At 69.4% G+C, this 16,004-nt stretch carries 12 protein-coding genes; 10 read left to right on the forward strand and 2 right to left on the reverse strand.

The annotated features are described in order from the left end of the window. Nucleotides 1-26: 26 nt before the first annotated feature. Nucleotides 27-1,427: an asparagine--tRNA ligase gene (asnS, locus tag WQ53_RS14955; RefSeq protein ID WP_052633498.1), complete on the reverse strand. Its 1,401-nt coding sequence runs from the start codon at nucleotides 1,425-1,427 to the stop codon at nucleotides 27-29. A gap of 183 nt (nucleotides 1,428-1,610) precedes the next feature. Between asnS and WQ53_RS14960 the strand changes: the two genes are divergently transcribed. The 7 genes from WQ53_RS14960 (at nucleotide 1,611) to WQ53_RS14990 (ending at nucleotide 8,472) form a co-directional block, all read left to right on the forward strand. Continuing rightward, nucleotides 1,611-1,943, forward strand: a complete 333-nt coding sequence (locus WQ53_RS14960) for a HesB/IscA family protein (RefSeq protein WP_052633499.1) — start codon at nucleotides 1,611-1,613, stop codon at nucleotides 1,941-1,943. 752 nt (nucleotides 1,944-2,695) lie between these two features. Then, the gene (locus WQ53_RS14965) at nucleotides 2,696-4,489 is read left to right on the forward strand and encodes a DUF885 domain-containing protein (protein WP_052633500.1); all 1,794 of its coding nucleotides are present in this window, start codon (nucleotides 2,696-2,698) and stop codon (nucleotides 4,487-4,489) included. A gap of 328 nt (nucleotides 4,490-4,817) precedes the next feature. Beyond that, nucleotides 4,818-5,246 (forward strand): 30S ribosomal protein S6, encoded by a 429-nt coding sequence (rpsF, locus tag WQ53_RS14970; RefSeq protein WP_052633501.1) that lies wholly within the window; start codon nucleotides 4,818-4,820, stop codon nucleotides 5,244-5,246. Between the two features lie 23 nt (nucleotides 5,247-5,269). Then, entirely contained in the window at nucleotides 5,270-5,500 is a 231-nt protein-coding gene (rpsR, locus tag WQ53_RS14975) for a 30S ribosomal protein S18 (RefSeq protein WP_052633502.1), read from the forward strand. A gap of 74 nt (nucleotides 5,501-5,574) precedes the next feature. Further along, on the forward strand, nucleotides 5,575-6,024 hold the full coding sequence (gene rplI / locus WQ53_RS14980) for a 50S ribosomal protein L9 (RefSeq protein ID WP_052633503.1): 450 nt from the start codon (nucleotides 5,575-5,577) through the stop codon (nucleotides 6,022-6,024). Nucleotides 6,025-6,236: 212 nt separating this feature from the next. Further along, nucleotides 6,237-7,634, forward strand: a complete 1,398-nt coding sequence (locus WQ53_RS14985) for a replicative DNA helicase (RefSeq protein ID WP_052633504.1) — start codon at nucleotides 6,237-6,239, stop codon at nucleotides 7,632-7,634. 160 nt (nucleotides 7,635-7,794) lie between these two features. Beyond that, nucleotides 7,795-8,472, forward strand: a complete 678-nt coding sequence (locus WQ53_RS14990; RefSeq protein WP_082113068.1) for an OmpA family protein — start codon at nucleotides 7,795-7,797, stop codon at nucleotides 8,470-8,472. Nucleotides 8,473-9,291: 819 nt separating this feature from the next. Here WQ53_RS14990 and WQ53_RS14995 read toward each other — a convergent pair. Further along, entirely contained in the window at nucleotides 9,292-10,326 is a 1,035-nt protein-coding gene (locus tag WQ53_RS14995; RefSeq protein WP_052633506.1) for a LysR family transcriptional regulator, read from the reverse strand. Nucleotides 10,327-10,675: 349 nt separating this feature from the next. Here WQ53_RS14995 and WQ53_RS15000 point away from each other — a divergent pair, with 349 nt between their 5' ends. The 3 genes from WQ53_RS15000 (at nucleotide 10,676) to WQ53_RS15010 (ending at nucleotide 15,988) form a co-directional block, all read left to right on the forward strand. Then, nucleotides 10,676-11,467 carry an SDR family NAD(P)-dependent oxidoreductase gene (locus tag WQ53_RS15000; RefSeq protein ID WP_052633507.1) on the forward strand — a complete coding sequence of 264 codons (792 nt, stop codon included), beginning with the start codon at nucleotides 10,676-10,678 and terminating at the stop codon, nucleotides 11,465-11,467. Nucleotides 11,468-11,545: 78 nt separating this feature from the next. Next, nucleotides 11,546-12,727, forward strand: coding sequence for an efflux RND transporter periplasmic adaptor subunit (locus WQ53_RS15005; protein ID WP_173427220.1), 1,182 nt, complete (start codon nucleotides 11,546-11,548; stop codon nucleotides 12,725-12,727). A gap of 90 nt (nucleotides 12,728-12,817) precedes the next feature. After that, the gene (locus WQ53_RS15010) at nucleotides 12,818-15,988 is read left to right on the forward strand and encodes an efflux RND transporter permease subunit (protein ID WP_052633509.1); all 3,171 of its coding nucleotides are present in this window, start codon (nucleotides 12,818-12,820) and stop codon (nucleotides 15,986-15,988) included. The last annotated feature ends 16 nt before the right edge of the window (nucleotides 15,989-16,004 follow it).

The following is a 16,004-nucleotide window of genomic DNA, read 5'->3' on the forward strand; positions in this document are numbered from 1 at the left end:
GCGTACGCCTGGACGACGGTATGGGCCTAGAATTCCGCATTGCCCGGCGCGCGCGGATAGGGGATCGCGTCGCGGATGTTGGACAGCCCGCACACGTAGACCACCAGCCGCTCGAAGCCCAGGCCGAAGCCGGCGTGCGGCACGCCGCCGTAGCGGCGCAGGTCGCGGTACCAGCCGTAGTGCTCCGGATCCAGCCCGAACTGGGCCATGCGCGCGTCGAGCACGTCCAGCCGCTCCTCGCGCTGGCTGCCGCCGATGATCTCGCCGATGCCCGGGGCCAGCACGTCCATCGCCGCGACGGTCCGGCCGTCGTCGTTGAGGCGCATGTAGAAGGCCTTGATGTGCTCGGGGTAGTTCATCACCACCACCGGGCGGCCGACGTGCTCCTCGGTCAGCCAGCGCTCGTGCTCGGTCTGCAGGTCCAGGCCCCATTCGACCGGGAACTCGAACTTCTTCCCGGCCTTCTGCAGCAGCCCGATCGCGTCGCTGTAGTCGATCCGCTCGAACGGCGCGTTGATGAACGCCTCCAGCCGGGTGACCGCGTCCTTCTGCACGCGTTCGGCGATGAAGGCCATGTCGTCGGCGCGCTCGTCCAGCACCGCGCGGAACAGGTACTTGAGGAAATCCTCGGCCAGGTCGGCGTCGGCGGCCAGGTCGGCGAAGGCGATCTCCGGCTCGATCATCCAGAACTCGGCCAGGTGCCGGGTGGTGTTGGAGTTCTCGGCGCGGAAGGTCGGGCCGAAGGTGTAGACCTTGCTCAGCGCCAGGCAGTAGCCCTCGACATTGAGCTGGCCGGAGACGGTCAGGAAGGTCTCCTTGCCGAAGAAGTCGCGCGAGAAGTCGACCGCGCCGTCCTTGCCGCGCGGCAGGTTGGCCAGGTCCAGGGTGGAGACGCGGAACATCTGCCCGGCGCCCTCGGCGTCGGAGGTGGTGATGATCGGGGTGCTGATCCAGTAGAAGCCGCGCTCGTGGAAGAAGCGGTGCACGGCCTGGGCCAGGCAGTGGCGGATGCGGGTGACCGCGCCGAACAGGTTGGTGCGCGGGCGCAGGTGGGCGACCTCGCGCAGGAACTCCAGCGAGTGCGCCTTGGGCTGGATCGGGTAGGTCTCCGGGTCCTCGACCCAGCCGGTCACTTCGACCGCGCTGGCCTGGATCTCGAACGCCTGGCCCTGGCCCTGCGAGGGCACCAGGGTGCCGGTGGCGATGACCGAGCAGCCGGCGGTCAGGTGCTTCACCTCGGATTCGTAGTTCGGCAGGGCGGCCGGGGCCACGACCTGGATCGGGGCGAAGCAGGAGCCGTCGCTGACGTTGACGAAGCTCAGCCCGGCCTTGGAGTCGCGCCGGGTCCGGACCCAGCCGCGGACGGTGACCTCGCCGCCGGCGGGAATCCTGCCCGCGAGCGCATGTTCGACGCTGACCACCGTCATGGCTTGAATCCTTGTGTCGTGGAGCCCATCTGGGAAGGGCGGAAGTGTAGCGGTTGCGGCCGCGCGGTTGCGAGGCGGCGGTGCCGCCGCCTCGCCACAACGTCCCATGACCAACGCCGATCGCGACGGTGGCGGGACGCCGGCTCCGCCTATAATCGTCAGCGCAATCCTGGAGGTTCCCCGATGGCCGTAACCCTGACCCCCGTCGCCCTGGACCGCGTGCAGCGCTTCCTGCAGCACGATCCGGCCGCGCTGGGCCTGCGTTTCGGCGTCACCCGCACCGGCTGCTCGGGCTGGGGCCACGTCGCCGACCTGGCCCGCGACCGCCGCGAGGACGACGCAGTGTTCGAGCAGGACGGGGTCCGCATCTTCGTCGACGCGCAGAGCCTGCCGCTGGTCGACGGCACCGAGATCGACTTCGCCCGCCAGGGGTTGAGCGAGACCTTCGTCTTCAACAACCCCAACGCGGCAGCCGAGTGCGGCTGCGGCGAGAGCTTCACCACCGGCCCCGGCTGAGCCCCGGGTCAGCGGCGCCGGCCGGAGACAGTCCCGGTGTCGCCACCGCCCCCAAACTCCCGTCGTCCCGGCGTACGCCGGGACCCAGTGATTTTGGGCTCTGGATTCGCCTTCCGCCGACGGCAAACCGGGCAAGACGGGTTCTTCGCCGATCCTGGAAACGGCCCGAATCGCCACTGCAACGGCCAGCAACGGCAACGGCCAGAGCGTTAGGCGTGATCGGCTTCGGGCTAGGCCGCGGCAGGCCGGGTGTGTTGCGGTCGTCTCGGCGGCACATCCCTGTGCCGACTCGCCGACGCGGCCATCCATGGCCGCTGCCGCAACACACCCGGCCTGCCACGTCTTCGGGCGCTTCCAGGTCGTGGCTTCGTCATCGGCAACGGCTTGTCCGGCTCCGTTCGTCGCCCGACGACCTGTTCTTGTAGGAGGCCGGGCTTGCCCGCGACGCGACGCTGCCGGCACAGGCGACGCCCTCATGATTCCGACGCCCGTGTCGCCGACTGAAGTCAGCTCCTACAGAAGAGCGGCGGCGTCGGGGCTGTTGTAGGAGCCGGGTTCAGCCGGCGACCCGACGCCGTCGGCACAGGCGACTTCCTCATGATTCCGACACCCGTGTCGCCCATGAATGGGCTCCTGCAGGAGGATACCCGGCACCATCCTTGGCGCGGCGCTTCTTCGCCAGCCGGGAAGCCACGACCCCGGGGAGCCGCCTGCCGCGCTAGGCTTGGCGCTTTCCATCCTCCGGAGCCCGCATGCGCCGCACCGTGCTGTTCGCCGCCCTGGCCATCTGCTTCTTCCCGAATCTCCCGGCCGCGGTCGCCGCGCCGGCGGCCGAAACCCGCAGCCAGGCCGCCGCCGCGCTGCACAGCCTGTTCGACGCGGAGTGGGAGCGCGGCCTGCGCGAATCGCCGGAGAACGCCGCCTACCAGGGCGACCGCCGCTACGACGATCGCTGGAGCGACATGAGCCTGGACGCCATCGCCCGGCGCGAGGCCGCCGACCGCGAGGCGCTGGCCGCGCTGAAGCGGATCGACCGCGCCGCGCTGTCGCCGGCCGACCAGCTCAATTACGACACCTTCGCCTGGCTGCAGGAGCGGGCGGTGACGCGGCAGCGCTTCCGCGAGTACCTGCAACCCATCGGCCACCAGGGCGGGGTGCAGACCGCCGACGGCATCGCCGAGCTGCTGCCGTTCGCCGGCGCGCAGGACTACCGCAACTGGATCGCGCGGTTGAACGCGCTGCCGGCCCTGCTGGAACAGACCGCCGCGCTGATGCAGGCCGGCGTGGAGGCCGGCAGCGTGCCGCCGAAGGTGCTGATGCAGCGCGTGCCGGCGCAGATCCGCGGCCAGCTGGTCGAGGATCCGACGGAAAGCCCGTTCTACAAGCCGTTCCTGAAGATGCCCGAGTCGATCCCGGCCGCCGAGCAGGCGGTGCTGCGCGCGCAGGCACGCGAGGCGATCGCCGGCAAGGTGGTGCCGGCCTACCGCGAGTTCGGCCGCTTCTTCGAGCAGGACTACCTGCCGCATGCGCGAGATAGCATCGCCGCCACCGAGCTGCCGGACGGCAAGGCCTATTACGACTTCCTCGCCGGCTGGTACACGACCACCGGGCTGACCGCCGGGCAGATCCATGCGATCGGCCTGCAGGAAGTGGCGCGGATCCGGGCGGAGATGGAGAAGGTCCGCGAGGAGGTCGGCTTCCGGGGCGACCTGCAGGCCTTCTTCCAGTACCTGCGCACCGATCCGAAGTTCTTCTACGCGGAGCCGGCCGAGCTGCTGGAGGCCTACCAGGCCATGTCCAAGCGCATCGACCCGGAGCTGGTGAAGGTGTTCCGCACCATTCCGCGCCTGCCGTACGGGGTGCGGCCGATCCCGGACAACATCGCCCCGGACACCACCACCGCCTACTACCAGCCCGGCGCGGTCGACGGCAGCCGCGCCGGCTATTACTACGTCAACCTGTACCGGCCCGAGGTGCGGCCGAAGTGGGAGATGATGGCGCTGTCGCTGCACGAGGCGGTGCCCGGCCACCACTTCCAGTTCGCCCGCGGCGCCGAGCTGCCGGACCTGCCGATGTTCCGCCGCACCGCCTACTTCGTCGCCTACGGCGAGGGCTGGGGCCTGTACGCCGAGCAGCTGGGCTACGACATGGGCCTGTACGACGACCCCTACGACCGCATGGGCCAGCTGGCCTACGAGATGTGGCGGGCGGTGCGCCTGGTGGTCGACACCGGCATGCATGCCAAGGGCTGGACCCGGCAGCAGGCGATCGACTTCTTCATGGACAACTCGCCCAAGACCGAGCAGGACGTGGTCAACGAGATCGACCGCTACATCGCCTGGCCGGGCCAGGCCCTGGCCTACAAGATCGGCCAGCTGCGGATCTCGGCCCTGCGCGAGGAAGCGCGGCGCGAGCTGGGCGAAGCGTTCGACCTGCGCGACTTCAACGACGCGGTGCTGGCCACCGGCTCGGTGCCGCTGGAGACGCTGGAGGCGCATATCCGTGCCTGGATCGCCGCGCGGCAGCAGGCAGGCAGGGCGAATTGACGCGAAATATTCAATTAATTTCAGCAAGTTGCATTGGATTATTGAAGCCAATCCTATATTCCGGCGGGTGCCGGGATACAGGCCGGAGCGCCTCGGCCGCGCGGTAACTCCGGCGGTCCGGCGGGCGTCGCCATCCGGATCGTGATCCGGCCCGCCACCTGGCCAGCCCCCGATCCCGGACCCGCGGATTTGCGCCCAAGTGCCTGACCCGGCATAATTTCCGGCTCCCTGCGCCCGCCAGGCACCGGGACACCTTGCCCCACCGCTTCCGTTCCGGTCGACGGGGGGCTGCCAGGCCCGCGAGGGCCGCATCCACGAGGAAGACACAATGCGTCACTACGAAGTCGTGTTCCTGGTCCATCCGGACCAGAGCGAGCAGGTGCCGGCCATGATCGAGCGCTACAAGTCGCTGGTCGAGAACGGCAACGGCACCATCCACCGCCTGGAAGACTGGGGCCGCCGCCAGCTGGCCTACCCGATCCAGAACCTGGTCAAGGCCCACTACGTGCTGTTCAACATCGAGGCCACCCAGGCCGCGATCGACGAACTGGTCGAGACCTTCCGCTTCAACGACGCGATCCTGCGCCACCTGGTCATCCGCCGCGACGGCCCGGAGACCGAGCAGTCGCTGATCATGAAGAGCAAGGACGAGAAGGGCGACAAGCCCGAGCGTGGCGAGCGCCGCCGCCGTGACGAGGAAGGCGAGGGCACCGTTGCCGCCGCCGACACCGACGGCGACAACGCCGAAGCCGCCTGATCGCGCCCCCTAGGAGCACACCCATGTCCAAGTTCTTCCGCCGCCGCAAGTTCTGCAAGTTCACCGCCGAGGGTGTCAAGGAGATCGACTACAAGGATCTCAACACCCTGCGCCAGTACCTGACCGAGAACGGCAAGATCGTCCCGAGCCGCGTGACCGGCACCAAGTCGCGTTACCAGCGCCAGCTGTCGACCGCGATCAAGCGCGCCCGTTTCCTGGCCCTGATCCCGTACACCGACAACCACGATGTTTAATTGAACCGTCCTATTCGGACAGCAATCGTTGCGGCGCCTGCCATGGCGCCGCTAACGGATAACGGAGCACTACGATGCAATTGATCCTTCTGCAGAAGGTCACCAACCTGGGCAACCTCGGCGACAAGGTCACCGTGAAGCCGGGCTATGGCCGCAACTTCCTGGTCCCGCAGGGCAAGGCCGTGCCGGCCACCGCCGCCAACCTGGCGGAGTTCGAGGCCAAGCGCGCCGAGTACGAGGCCAAGGCCAAGTCGCAGCTCGACGGCGCCCAGGGCCGCCTGGCCCAGCTGGAAGGTGCCAGCGTCACCCTGAAGGCCAACGCCTCCACCGAGGGCAAGCTGTACGGCTCGGTCGGCCCGCGCGACATCGCCGAGGCCTTCACCGCTGCCGGCCTGCCGCTGGAGAAGAGCGAAGTGATCCTGGGCGAAGGCCCGATCCGCCATATCGGCGAGTTCGACGTGCTGGTGCACCTGCACGCCGACGTCGAGACCACCGTCAAGGTGGTGGTCGAGCCGGAAGCCTGAGCCACCGGCCAGGCTTCACCGGGAAGGGCGCCGCAGGGCGCCCTTCCTTTTTTGCGGGAGACCGCATGCTGCCGCGGGGCCCGTCGCGCCCGGTGAGATTCCCACCGGTTATGCACAGGGTTATCTGCAACGTCCCCGCAGCGGAGGCGACTACCATGCCCGACCCGGTCCTCTTCCTTCCCGCCGCACGCAGCCTGGAGTCCAGCGCCCCGATGTCCGCACGTCCCGGCTTCCGCAACGACCGCAGCGACGCCCGCATCGAACAGCTCCGCGTGCCGCCGCATTCGGTCGAGGCCGAGCAGGCGGTGCTGGGCGGGATGATGCTCGCCCCCGACTCCTACGACGCCGTCGGCGACGTGCTGGTCGAGAACGACTTCTACCGCCGCGACCACCAGCTGATCTACCGCGCCATCCGCGAGCTGGCCGAGAAGAGCCGGCCGTTCGACGCGGTGACCCTGGGCGAGTGGTTCGACTCGCAGGGCTACTCCGAGCTGATCGGCGGCGGCGCCTACCTGGTCGAACTGGCCACCACCACGCCGTCGGCGGCCAACATCCGCGCCTACGCCGAGATCGTGCGCGACAAGGCGGTGTTGCGGCAGCTGATCGAGGTCGGCACCGAGATCGTCAACGACGGCTTCCAGCCGGAGGGGCGCGACAGCGCCGCGCTGCTGGCCAAGGCCGAGCAGGATGTATTCGCCATCGCCGAGGCCGGCTCGCGCGGACGCCAGGACTTCACCCCGGTCAACCGCGCCCTGACCGAGGCCTTCGAGCTCCTGCAGACCCGCTACAACAGCGGCGGCGGCGTCACCGGCCTGCCGACCGGCTACACCGAGTTCGACGAGATGACCGCCGGCTTGCAGCCGACCGACCTGATTATCCTTGCCGCGCGCCCGGCGATGGGCAAGACCACGCTCGCGCTGAACATGGCCGAGTACGGCGCGATCAAGTCGAAGAAGCCGGTGGCGGTGTTCTCGATGGAAATGTCGGCCTCGCAGCTGGCATTGCGCCTGATCTCCTCGATGGGCCGGGTCAACGCCACCCGCCTGCGCACCGGCCAGCTCGAGGACGAGGACTGGAGCCGGGTCACCAGCGCGATCCGCATGCTGCGCGACGTCAAGATCTTCATCGACGACACCCCGGCACTGTCGCCGGACGTGCTGCGCTCCAAGGCGCGCCGGCTCAAGCGCGAGCACGGCCTGGGCCTGATCGTGATCGACTACCTGCAGCTGATGCAGGTGCCGGGCAACAACGAGAACCGCGCCACCGAGATCTCCGAGATCAGCCGTTCGCTCAAGGCCCTGGCCAAGGAGCTGAACGTGCCGGTGATCGCCCTGTCGCAGCTCAACCGCTCGCTGGAGACTCGCACCGACAAGCGTCCGGTGATGGCCGACCTGCGCGAGTCGGGCGCCATCGAGCAGGACGCGGACGTGATCGTGTTCATCTACCGCGACGACTACTACAACCGCGAGAATTCGCCGGACAAGGGCCTGGCCGAGGTCATCATTGGCAAGCAGCGTAACGGCCCGACCGGTTCGGTGAAGCTGAAGTTCTTCGGCGAGTACACCCGCTTCGACAACCTCAGCCACGACGCGGTGGGCGTGTTCGAGTAGCGCGTCCATGGCGGCCGGCCGCCTTGCGTGGACGCTGAACGGAAACCGACGAGCCCGTCACAGGGTTGCATTCCGGACACCTGTTGCTCACGGCGAACGCCGTAGCATTCGGCCCCAGCGGCCGGATGGCCGTGCCTTCCCCATGCACAGGAGCGTGTCCATGATCCGCAAGCAGACCTTAGCCATTGCCACCGCCGCCGCGTTCGTCGCGGTACTCGCCGCCGGCTGCCAGACCACCGATCCCTATACCGGCCAGCCGCAGACCAACCGCACCGGCACCGGCGCGCTGATCGGCGCCGGGCTCGGCGTCGCCGCCGGCCTGCTGACCGGCGACAGCGCGGTCGAGCGCCGCCAGCACGCCATGATCGGCGCCGGCATCGGCGGCCTCGCCGGCGCGGCGGTCGGCAACTACCAGGACCGCCAGCAGGCGGCGCTGAACGAGAAGTTGCGCGGCACCGGCGTGGACGTGGCCCGCAAGGGCGACAACATCACCCTGAACATGCCGGGCAACGTCACCTTCGCCTTCAACAGTTCCAACCTCGATCCGAAGTTCTACCCGGTGCTCAACGACGTGGCCGGCGTGCTGCGCGAGTACCACCAGACCGTGGTCGAGGTCGCCGGCCATACCGACAACATCGGCAGCGACGAGGTCAACCAGCGCCTGTCCGAGCAGCGTGCCGCCGCGGTCGCGCAGTACCTGCAGGCGCAGGGCGTGCAGCAGCAGCGCCTGATCACCGTCGGCGGCGGCAAGCGCTACCCGATCGCCAGCAACGACACCGAGGCCGGCCGCGCGGCCAACCGCCGGGTCGAGATCACCCTGGTGCCGGTGCAGTCGTAAGCGCCGTCTGCGGGCGTCCACGGGACCGGTTAGGCCGGTTTCCGGGCCTGAAGCGGGCCGCGTTGCGGCCCGCTTTCTTTTGGCTCCTCGGCGACTCCGGCGTCCTGTGAAGCAAAAGCGTCGCTTCGGCCGGGGGCCGCCGTCCCATCGGGGATGGCTTACCCCTCGGTCGGGCATCCTGCCCTCCAACCCGGGGCCGTGGCACATCCCTGTGCCACTTGCGCCATACCCCGAGGGGACGACGTCCTCGGGCGGCTTCCAGGTCGTGGCTTCCATTGGCTGGCATAAGAAGCACCAGGCTCCGAAAGGTCCCTTGGCTCTCGCGACAGGAGCCCGTCGTACGGGCGTCGAACAGCTTTAGGACGCTGCCTGTGCCGACGGCGTCGGGTCGCCGGCTGAACCCGGCTCCTACAACAGCCGCGCCGTCGCTGCTCTTTCTGTAGGAGCTGACTTCAGTCGGCGACACGGGCGTCGGAATCACGAAGGCGTCGCCTGTGCTGACGGTGTCGCGTCGCGGGCAAGCCCGGCTCCTACACAAGAGTGGGTCGTCGGGCGACGAATGGAGCCGGGCAGGCCGTTGGCGATGACGAAGCCACGACCCCAAAGCGCCCCGAAGACGTGGCAGGCCGGGTGTGTTGCGGCAGCGGCCAGGGATGGCCGCGTCGGCGAGTCGGCACATGGATGTGCCGCCGAGACGACCGCAACACACCCGGCCTGCCGCGGCTCAGCCCGGAGCCGACCACGCCGATCGCTCTTGCCGTTGCCGTTGCCGTTTCGGTACACGCCTATCGGACTCGAAATGCCCGAATGCAGGATCGCTCAGCCCACCACCTGCTCAAGGATGCGCTTGCCCTCGCGCACGACGGTGTCCTCCGCCGGCGCGTCCGCATCGCTGGAGGGCGCCGCTGCGTTGCCGGCGCACATCGAGGGGCAGTGCACCATCATGTAGTCGGCGTTGGAACTGAGCCGGTCGACCAGGAAATCCACGAACGCGCGCACCTTCGGCGACGCCACCCGGCCACGCGGGAACACCGCGTTGAAGTCGACCTCCGGCCCGGTCCAGCCGGCCAGCACGCGGCGCAGCGCGCCTACTTCGACGTAGGGCTTGGCCGCCACGTCGGTGCCCAGGGTCAGGCCCTCGCCGGCCAGCAGCGCACCGATCAGCGCGGACGGGTCGTTGGCCACCATCAGCGGATTGACCGGGTAGTCCGTCGTCCGCGTGCCGTCGCTCAGCGGCCAGGTGATGCGCGAGGGATGGGCGTGGTAGTGCTTGCGCACGGCCAGGATGCGGTGGTGCTGCAGCTCGTCCGGGTGCAGCGGCTCGCCGTGGCGCTCGATGTAATCCGGACTGGCGAACACCTGGGTGCGAAAGCCGGCCAGGCGACGGGCCACCAGGGTCGAGTCGGGCAGGGCGCCGGCGCGCAGGGCGACGTCGATCTCGCTGCCGATCAGGTCCACCGGATCGTTGCTCATGTGCATGTCCAGGCGGATCTCCGGGTATTGCGCATGGAACTGGCCCAGCAGCGGCGAGATCCAGGCGATGCCGACCGAGTAGGGCACGGTGAAGCGCAGCCAGCCGCGCGGGCCGCCCTGCAGCTGGCCGACCGCGCTCTCGGCCTCCGCCAGTTCGTGGGCGATGCGCTGGCAATGTTCGTAGTACACGCTGCCGGCCTCGGTCAGGCCGAGCCTGCGCGTGGTCCGGTGCAACAGCTGCGCGCCCAGGCGCGCCTCCAGCTCCTGCACCTTGCGGCTGACGGTGGTCTTGGGCAGCCCGAGCGATTTGGCCGCGGCGATGAAGCTGCCCTGTTCGATGACTTTGACGAAGACCAGGGTGTCGTTGAGGTCGTGTGCCATGGGGGAATTCCAAGGGGGAGGAGATTGGCCCTGTTGCGGGATGATTATTCCCTTTAATCCGGACTAATCAAGTCCTGATTGGAGGCGTAACTTGGCGGCCACTCCCCCATCGAAGGATCGTCGCCATGCCGTTCAAGGGCCTGCTCTCCCGCCTGTTCCCCCGGGTTACCCCCAGCCAGGACAATGGTTTGTCGGTGCCGCGCCTGGGGGAAAGCAGGCCGCATGGGCATTTCCGCGAATTCACGGTGCCGCGCCGTTACCAGCGCGGTGGCGGTTCCGGCCCGAGTCCACGATCGGACGCATGGGCGCGCCGGAACGGGATTGTCCCATGTACGGGAGAAAATATCCCATGAGTGGGATGCTCGCCCCCGAAGTGCTGGTCCTCGGGGCCAGCGGCCGGGTCGGTGCGGGCATCGTGTCCGCCCTGCTCGAGGCCGGCAGCCCGGTGCTGGCGGTCGGCCGCGACCCGCGGCGGCTGGAGCAGCTGGCTGCACGGCATGCCGACGAGCCCGCCCTGGAAGTGCTGTCCGGTTCGGTGGCCACCGAGCGTGCGGCCGAGCAGCTGGCTGCGCGGGTCGCCCGGCGGCCGCGCCCGCTGCGCGCCGTGGTCGACGCGATCGGCGGCAGCCACCGCAGCGGGCGCCTGCTGGACCGGCCGGCGTCGTCCCTGCGCCGCAGCCTGGATCGCGACCTGCTGCCGCGCCTGGCCGCTGCCCGCCACCTGCTGCCGCTGCTGGGCGGGCGCGATGAACTGGCGCGCTACGTCCTGATCGGCGGTCCGCAGGCCGAATGCGGCTGGTCCGGCTACGGCCACGCCTCGATCAGCGTGACCGCCGTGCGCATGCTGGCCAAGGTGCTGCACGAAGAGGCGCAGCCGCTCGGGGTGCGCCTGCAGCTGCTGGCCGTCGACGCACCGGTGTGGACGTCGGAGAACGCGGCGCATGCCTGCGCCGGCTGGCCCAGCGCGCTGGCGGTGGGCCGCAACGTCGTGGCGCTGCTGGCTGGCGAGGGCGACTCCGGCCGCTGCGTGGTCGCGTACTCGACGCCGAAAGCGACTCCACCGCGGCGCCTGCTCGCCTGCGACGTGGCCAACCCCTTGCGCGTGCTCGCCGCGACCGGCGATGGCCAGGCCGCTGCCTGACTCCGTCGATCGGTTGACTCCACTTTCCCACTTCCTCCCCCAGGAGACGCTTCCATGAAAACGAACAGAGGATTCCCGATGCACTCACGCGGCCCACTGGCCCTCGGTGTGGCCAGCGTGCTCGCGCTGGCCGTGCTGGCCGGTTGCAGCGGCCAGGCCAGCGAAGGCGCGCCGCCGCCGCCGCAGGTCGGCATCGCCGCGGTCGAGGTCAAGCCGGTACGCCAGTGGGACGAGTACAGCGGCCGCATCGAGGCGGTCGAAAGCGTCGAACTGCGTCCCCGCGTGTCCGGCTACATCGAACAGGTGAACTACCGCGAAGGCCAGGAGGTGAAGAAGGGCGACGTGCTGTTCACCATCGACGCGCGCAGCTACCGCGCCGAGCTGGCGCGGGCGCAGGCCGAGCTCTCGCGGGCGCGGACGCGGGCCGAACTGGGCCGCAGCGAGGCCGAGCGCGCGCGCCGCCTGAGCGAGCAGCAGGTGATCTCGGCCGAGACCTGGGAACAGCGCCGCGCTGCGGCCGAACAGGCGCGGGCCGATGTCGCCGGGGCGCAGGCCGCGGTGGAAGCGGCGCGTCTGGCGGTGGAATGGACCCAGGTGCGCGCGCCGATCGACGGCCGCGCCGGGCGGGCTCTGGTCACCGCCGGCAACCTGGTCGGCGCCGGCGATGCGGCCAGCGTGCTGACCACCGTGGTCTCGCTGGAGAAGGTGCATGTGCATTTCGACGCGGACGAACGCAGTTTCCTGCGCTACGCCGAGATGGCGCGCACCGGGCAACGCCCGAGCGAGCGCGACGGCCAGGTGCCGGTGCGGGTCGCGCTGGCCGACGAAACCGGCTTCCCGCACGCCGGGACGGTGGACTTCCTCGACAACCAGATCGACCGCGGCACCGGCACCATCCGCGCCCGCGCGCTGCTCGACAACGCCGACCGTCGTTTCACCCCCGGCCTCTATGCCCGCGTACGCGTGCTCGGCAGCGGCGAGTTCGATGCCGCGCTGGTGGACGACAAGGCGGTGCTCACCGACCAGGACCGCAAGTACGTCTACGTGGTCGATCCGGACGGCAAGGCGCAGCGCCGAGACGTGCAGGTCGGCCGCATGGCCGGCGAGCTGCGCATCGTGGAGCAAGGCCTGGCCGCCGGCGACCGGGTGATCGTCAGCGGCGTGCAGAAGGTGTTCTTCCCGGGCATGCCGGTCGATGCGCGGCCGCTCGCCACCGACGCCAGGCCGGGGGGCGCCGCGCCCGCCGTCGCCGCCCACTGATCTGCCCGCGATCCGATCCACCCTGGTCCCCTGCGCCTGAGCGCAGGGGACAGGCAGGCTTTTTTCCCGACTTCCACAGGAAATCCACCCATGGACTTCTCCCGTTTCTTCATCGACCGGCCGATCTTCGCCGCGGTGTTGTCGATCGTGATCTTCGCCGCCGGCCTGATCTCGATCCCGCTGCTGCCGATCGGCGAATACCCTGAAGTGGTCCCGCCATCGGTGGTCGTGCGCACGGTGTACCCGGGCGCCAACCCCAAGGTCATCGCCGAGACCGTGGCCACGCCGCTGGAGGAGGCCATCAACGGCGTGGAGGACATGATGTACCTCAAGTCCGTCGCCGGTTCCGACGGCGTGCTGCAGCTGACCGCGACCTTCCGCCCTGGCACCGACGCGGACGAGGCCGCCGTGCGCGTGCAGAACCGGGTGGCCCAGGCGTTGGCACGCCTGCCCGAGGACGTGCGCCGGCAGGGCGTGACCACGCAGAAGCAGTCGCCGGTGTTCCTGATGGTCGTGCACCTGACCTCCAGCGACGGCCGCTACGACTCGCTGTACCTGCGCAACTACATGCGCCTGCACGTCAAGGACGAGCTGGCGCGGATCCCCGGCGTGGGCGACGCGCAGCTGTTCGGTGGCGGCGACTACGCCATGCGCCTGTGGCTGGACCCGGACAAGGTCGCCGCGCGCGGCCTGACCGCCGGCGACGTGCTGCGCGCGGTGCGCGAGCAGAACGTGCAGGTCTCGGCCGGCCAGCTCGGCGCCGAACCGATGCCCAACGGCAGCGACTTCCTGCTGCCGATCAACGCCAAGGGCCGGCTGGAGAGCGTGGAGGAGTTCGGCGACATCGTGCTCAAGAGCGGCGCCGACGGGCAGGTGGTGCGCCTGGCCGACGTGGCCCGGATCGAGCTGGCCGCCGGCGACTACACCCTGCGCGCGCGCCTGGACGGCAAGAACGCCGCCGCCATCGGCATCTTCCAGGCCCCGGGCGCCAACGCGCTGGAGATCCGCGACGCGGTGGTCGGCAAGATGGACGAGATCCGCACGACCCTGCCGCCGGGCGTGGAGATCCAGTCGATCTACGACACCACGATCTTCGTCCGCGACTCGATCAAGTCGGTGATCACCACCCTGCTGGAGGCCACCTTGCTGGTGGTGCTGGTGGTGCTGCTGTTCCTGCAGACCTGGCGCGCCTCGATCATCCCGCTGCTGGCGGTGCCGGTCTCGATCGTCGGCACCTTCGCGGTGCTGTACCTGCTGGGCTATTCGATCAACACCCTGACCCTGTTCGGCCTGGTCCTGGCGATCGGCATCGTGGTCGACGACGCCATCGTGGTGGTGGAGAACGTCGAGCGCCACATCGAGGAGGGCGCCACGCCGCTGCAGGCCGCGCATCTGGCGATGAAGGAGGTCTCCGGCCCGATCATCGCCATCGCCCTGGTGCTGTGCGCGGTGTTCGTGCCGATGGCGTTCCTGTCCGGCGTCACCGGCCAGTTCTACCAGCAGTTCGCGGTGACCATCGCCATTTCCACGGTGATCTCGGCGATCAACTCGCTGACCCTGTCGCCGGCGCTGGCGGCCAAGCTGCTGCAGCCGCATGGCGCGCCGAAGGACCGGCCGGCGCGGATCATCGAGCGCCTGTTCGGTTGGGTGTTCCGGCCGTTCAACCGCTTCTTCAAGCGCAGCTCCGAGCGCTACGAGCGCGCGGTGGCGCGGATCCTCGGCCGCCGCGGCGCGGTGTTCGCGGTCTATGCGCTGCTGCTGCTCGGCGCCGGCGTGATGTTCCAGGCGGTGCCGGCCGGCTTCATCCCGGTGCAGGACAAGCTGTACGTCATCGCCGGGGTGAAGATGCCAGAGGGCGCCTCGATCGAGCGCACCGACGCGGTGCTGAAGAAGATGGCGGCGATGGCCATGGAAGTGCAAGGCGTGACCCACGAGGTCGCGTTCCCCGGCCTTAATCCGCTGCAGTTCACCAACACGCCCAACAGCGGCGTGGTGTTCTTCCCGCTCGCACCCTTCGGCGAGCGCAAGGCCAGCGCCGAGGCGATCACCGCCGAGCTCAACCAGCGCTTCTCCGCGATCGAGGAGGGCTTCACCTTCGCCTTCATGCCGCCGCCGATCCAGGGGCTGGGCAATGGTTCGGGCTGGTCGCTGTTCGTCGAGGACCGCACCCGCCTGGGCTACGGCGAACTGCAGGCCGCGGTGCAGGCGTTCCAGGGCGCGGCGGCGCAGACGCCGGGGCTGGGCTACCCGATCTCCAGCTACCAGGCCAACGTGCCGCAGCTGGACGCCGAGGTCGACCGGGTCAAGGCCAAGGCCCAGGGGGTGCCGCTGACCGAGCTGTTCGACACCCTGCAGACCTACCTGGGCTCGGCCTACGTCAACGACTTCAACATGTTCGGCCGCACCTGGCAGGTGATCGCCCAGGCCGACGGCCCGTTCCGCGACGACGTCGAGGACATCGCCAACCTGCGCACCCGCAATGCCAGCGGCGAGATGGTGCCGATCGGCTCGATGGTCGACATCAGGCAGACCTACGGCCCGGACCCGGTGATCCGCTTCAACGGCTACCCGGCCGCCGACCTGCTCGGCGAGGCCGACCCGCGGGTGCTGTCCTCCGGCCAGGCGATGGCCAAGGTCACCGAACTGGCGCAGCAGGTGCTGCCGCCCGGGATGGGCATCGACTGGAGCGACCTGAGCTACCAGCAGGCCACCCAGGGCAGGGCGGCGCTGGTGGTGTTCCCGCTGGCGGTGCTGCTGGCCTTCCTGGTGCTGGCCGCGCTGTACGAGAGCTGGACGCTGCCGCTGGCGGTGATCCTGATCGTGCCGATGACGATGCTGTCCGCGCTGCTGGGCGTCTGGCTGGCGGGTGGCGACAACAACGTGTTCGTGCAGGTCGGCCTGGTGGTGCTGATGGGCCTGGCGTGCAAGAACGCGATCCTGATCGTCGAATTCGCCCGCGAGCTGGAGCTGCAGGGCAAGGGAATAGTGGAGGCCGCGCTGGAAGCCTGCCGGCTGCGCCTGCGCCCTATCGTGATGACCTCGGTGGCCTTCATCGCCGGCACCGTGCCACTGGTGTTGTCCAGCGGTGCCGGCGCCGAAGTGCGCTCGATCACCGGCATCACCGTGTTCGCCGGGATGCTCGGCGTGACCGTGTTCGGCCTGTTCCTGACCCCGGTGTTCTACGTGGCCCTGCGCAAGCTGGCCAACCGGCCGCTGGTGTCGCATGCGCCGGCGGCGGAGACCGCCCCCATCCACGCCTGACACCGATCCATTCCCC

Origin of the sequence: Pseudoxanthomonas suwonensis (genome assembly GCF_000972865.1) — a bacterium.
GTDB lineage: Bacteria > Pseudomonadota > Gammaproteobacteria > Xanthomonadales > Xanthomonadaceae > Pseudoxanthomonas > Pseudoxanthomonas suwonensis_B.

Excerpts from the sequence above, each read along its gene's own strand:
- WQ53_RS15010 (WP_052633509.1), top strand. The coding sequence starts at position 12,818 with ATGGACTTCTCCCGTTTCTTCATCGACCGGCCGATCTTCGCCGCGGTG.
- WQ53_RS15005 (WP_173427220.1), top strand. The coding sequence starts at position 11,546 with ATGCACTCACGCGGCCCACTGGCCCTCGGTGTGGCCAGCGTGCTCGCG.
- rpsF (WP_052633501.1), top strand. The coding sequence starts at position 4,818 with ATGCGTCACTACGAAGTCGTGTTCCTGGTCCATCCGGACCAGAGCGAG.
- WQ53_RS14960 (WP_052633499.1), top strand. The coding sequence starts at position 1,611 with ATGGCCGTAACCCTGACCCCCGTCGCCCTGGACCGCGTGCAGCGCTTC.
- WQ53_RS14985 (WP_052633504.1), top strand. The coding sequence starts at position 6,237 with ATGTCCGCACGTCCCGGCTTCCGCAACGACCGCAGCGACGCCCGCATC.
- rpsR (WP_052633502.1), top strand. The coding sequence starts at position 5,270 with ATGTCCAAGTTCTTCCGCCGCCGCAAGTTCTGCAAGTTCACCGCCGAG.
- rplI (WP_052633503.1), top strand. The coding sequence starts at position 5,575 with ATGCAATTGATCCTTCTGCAGAAGGTCACCAACCTGGGCAACCTCGGC.
- WQ53_RS14965 (WP_052633500.1), top strand. The coding sequence starts at position 2,696 with ATGCGCCGCACCGTGCTGTTCGCCGCCCTGGCCATCTGCTTCTTCCCG.
- asnS (WP_052633498.1), bottom strand. The coding sequence starts at position 1,427 with ATGACGGTGGTCAGCGTCGAACATGCGCTCGCGGGCAGGATTCCCGCC.
- WQ53_RS14990 (WP_082113068.1), top strand. The coding sequence starts at position 7,795 with ATGATCCGCAAGCAGACCTTAGCCATTGCCACCGCCGCCGCGTTCGTC.
- WQ53_RS15000 (WP_052633507.1), top strand. The coding sequence starts at position 10,676 with ATGAGTGGGATGCTCGCCCCCGAAGTGCTGGTCCTCGGGGCCAGCGGC.
- WQ53_RS14995 (WP_052633506.1), bottom strand. The coding sequence starts at position 10,326 with ATGGCACACGACCTCAACGACACCCTGGTCTTCGTCAAAGTCATCGAA.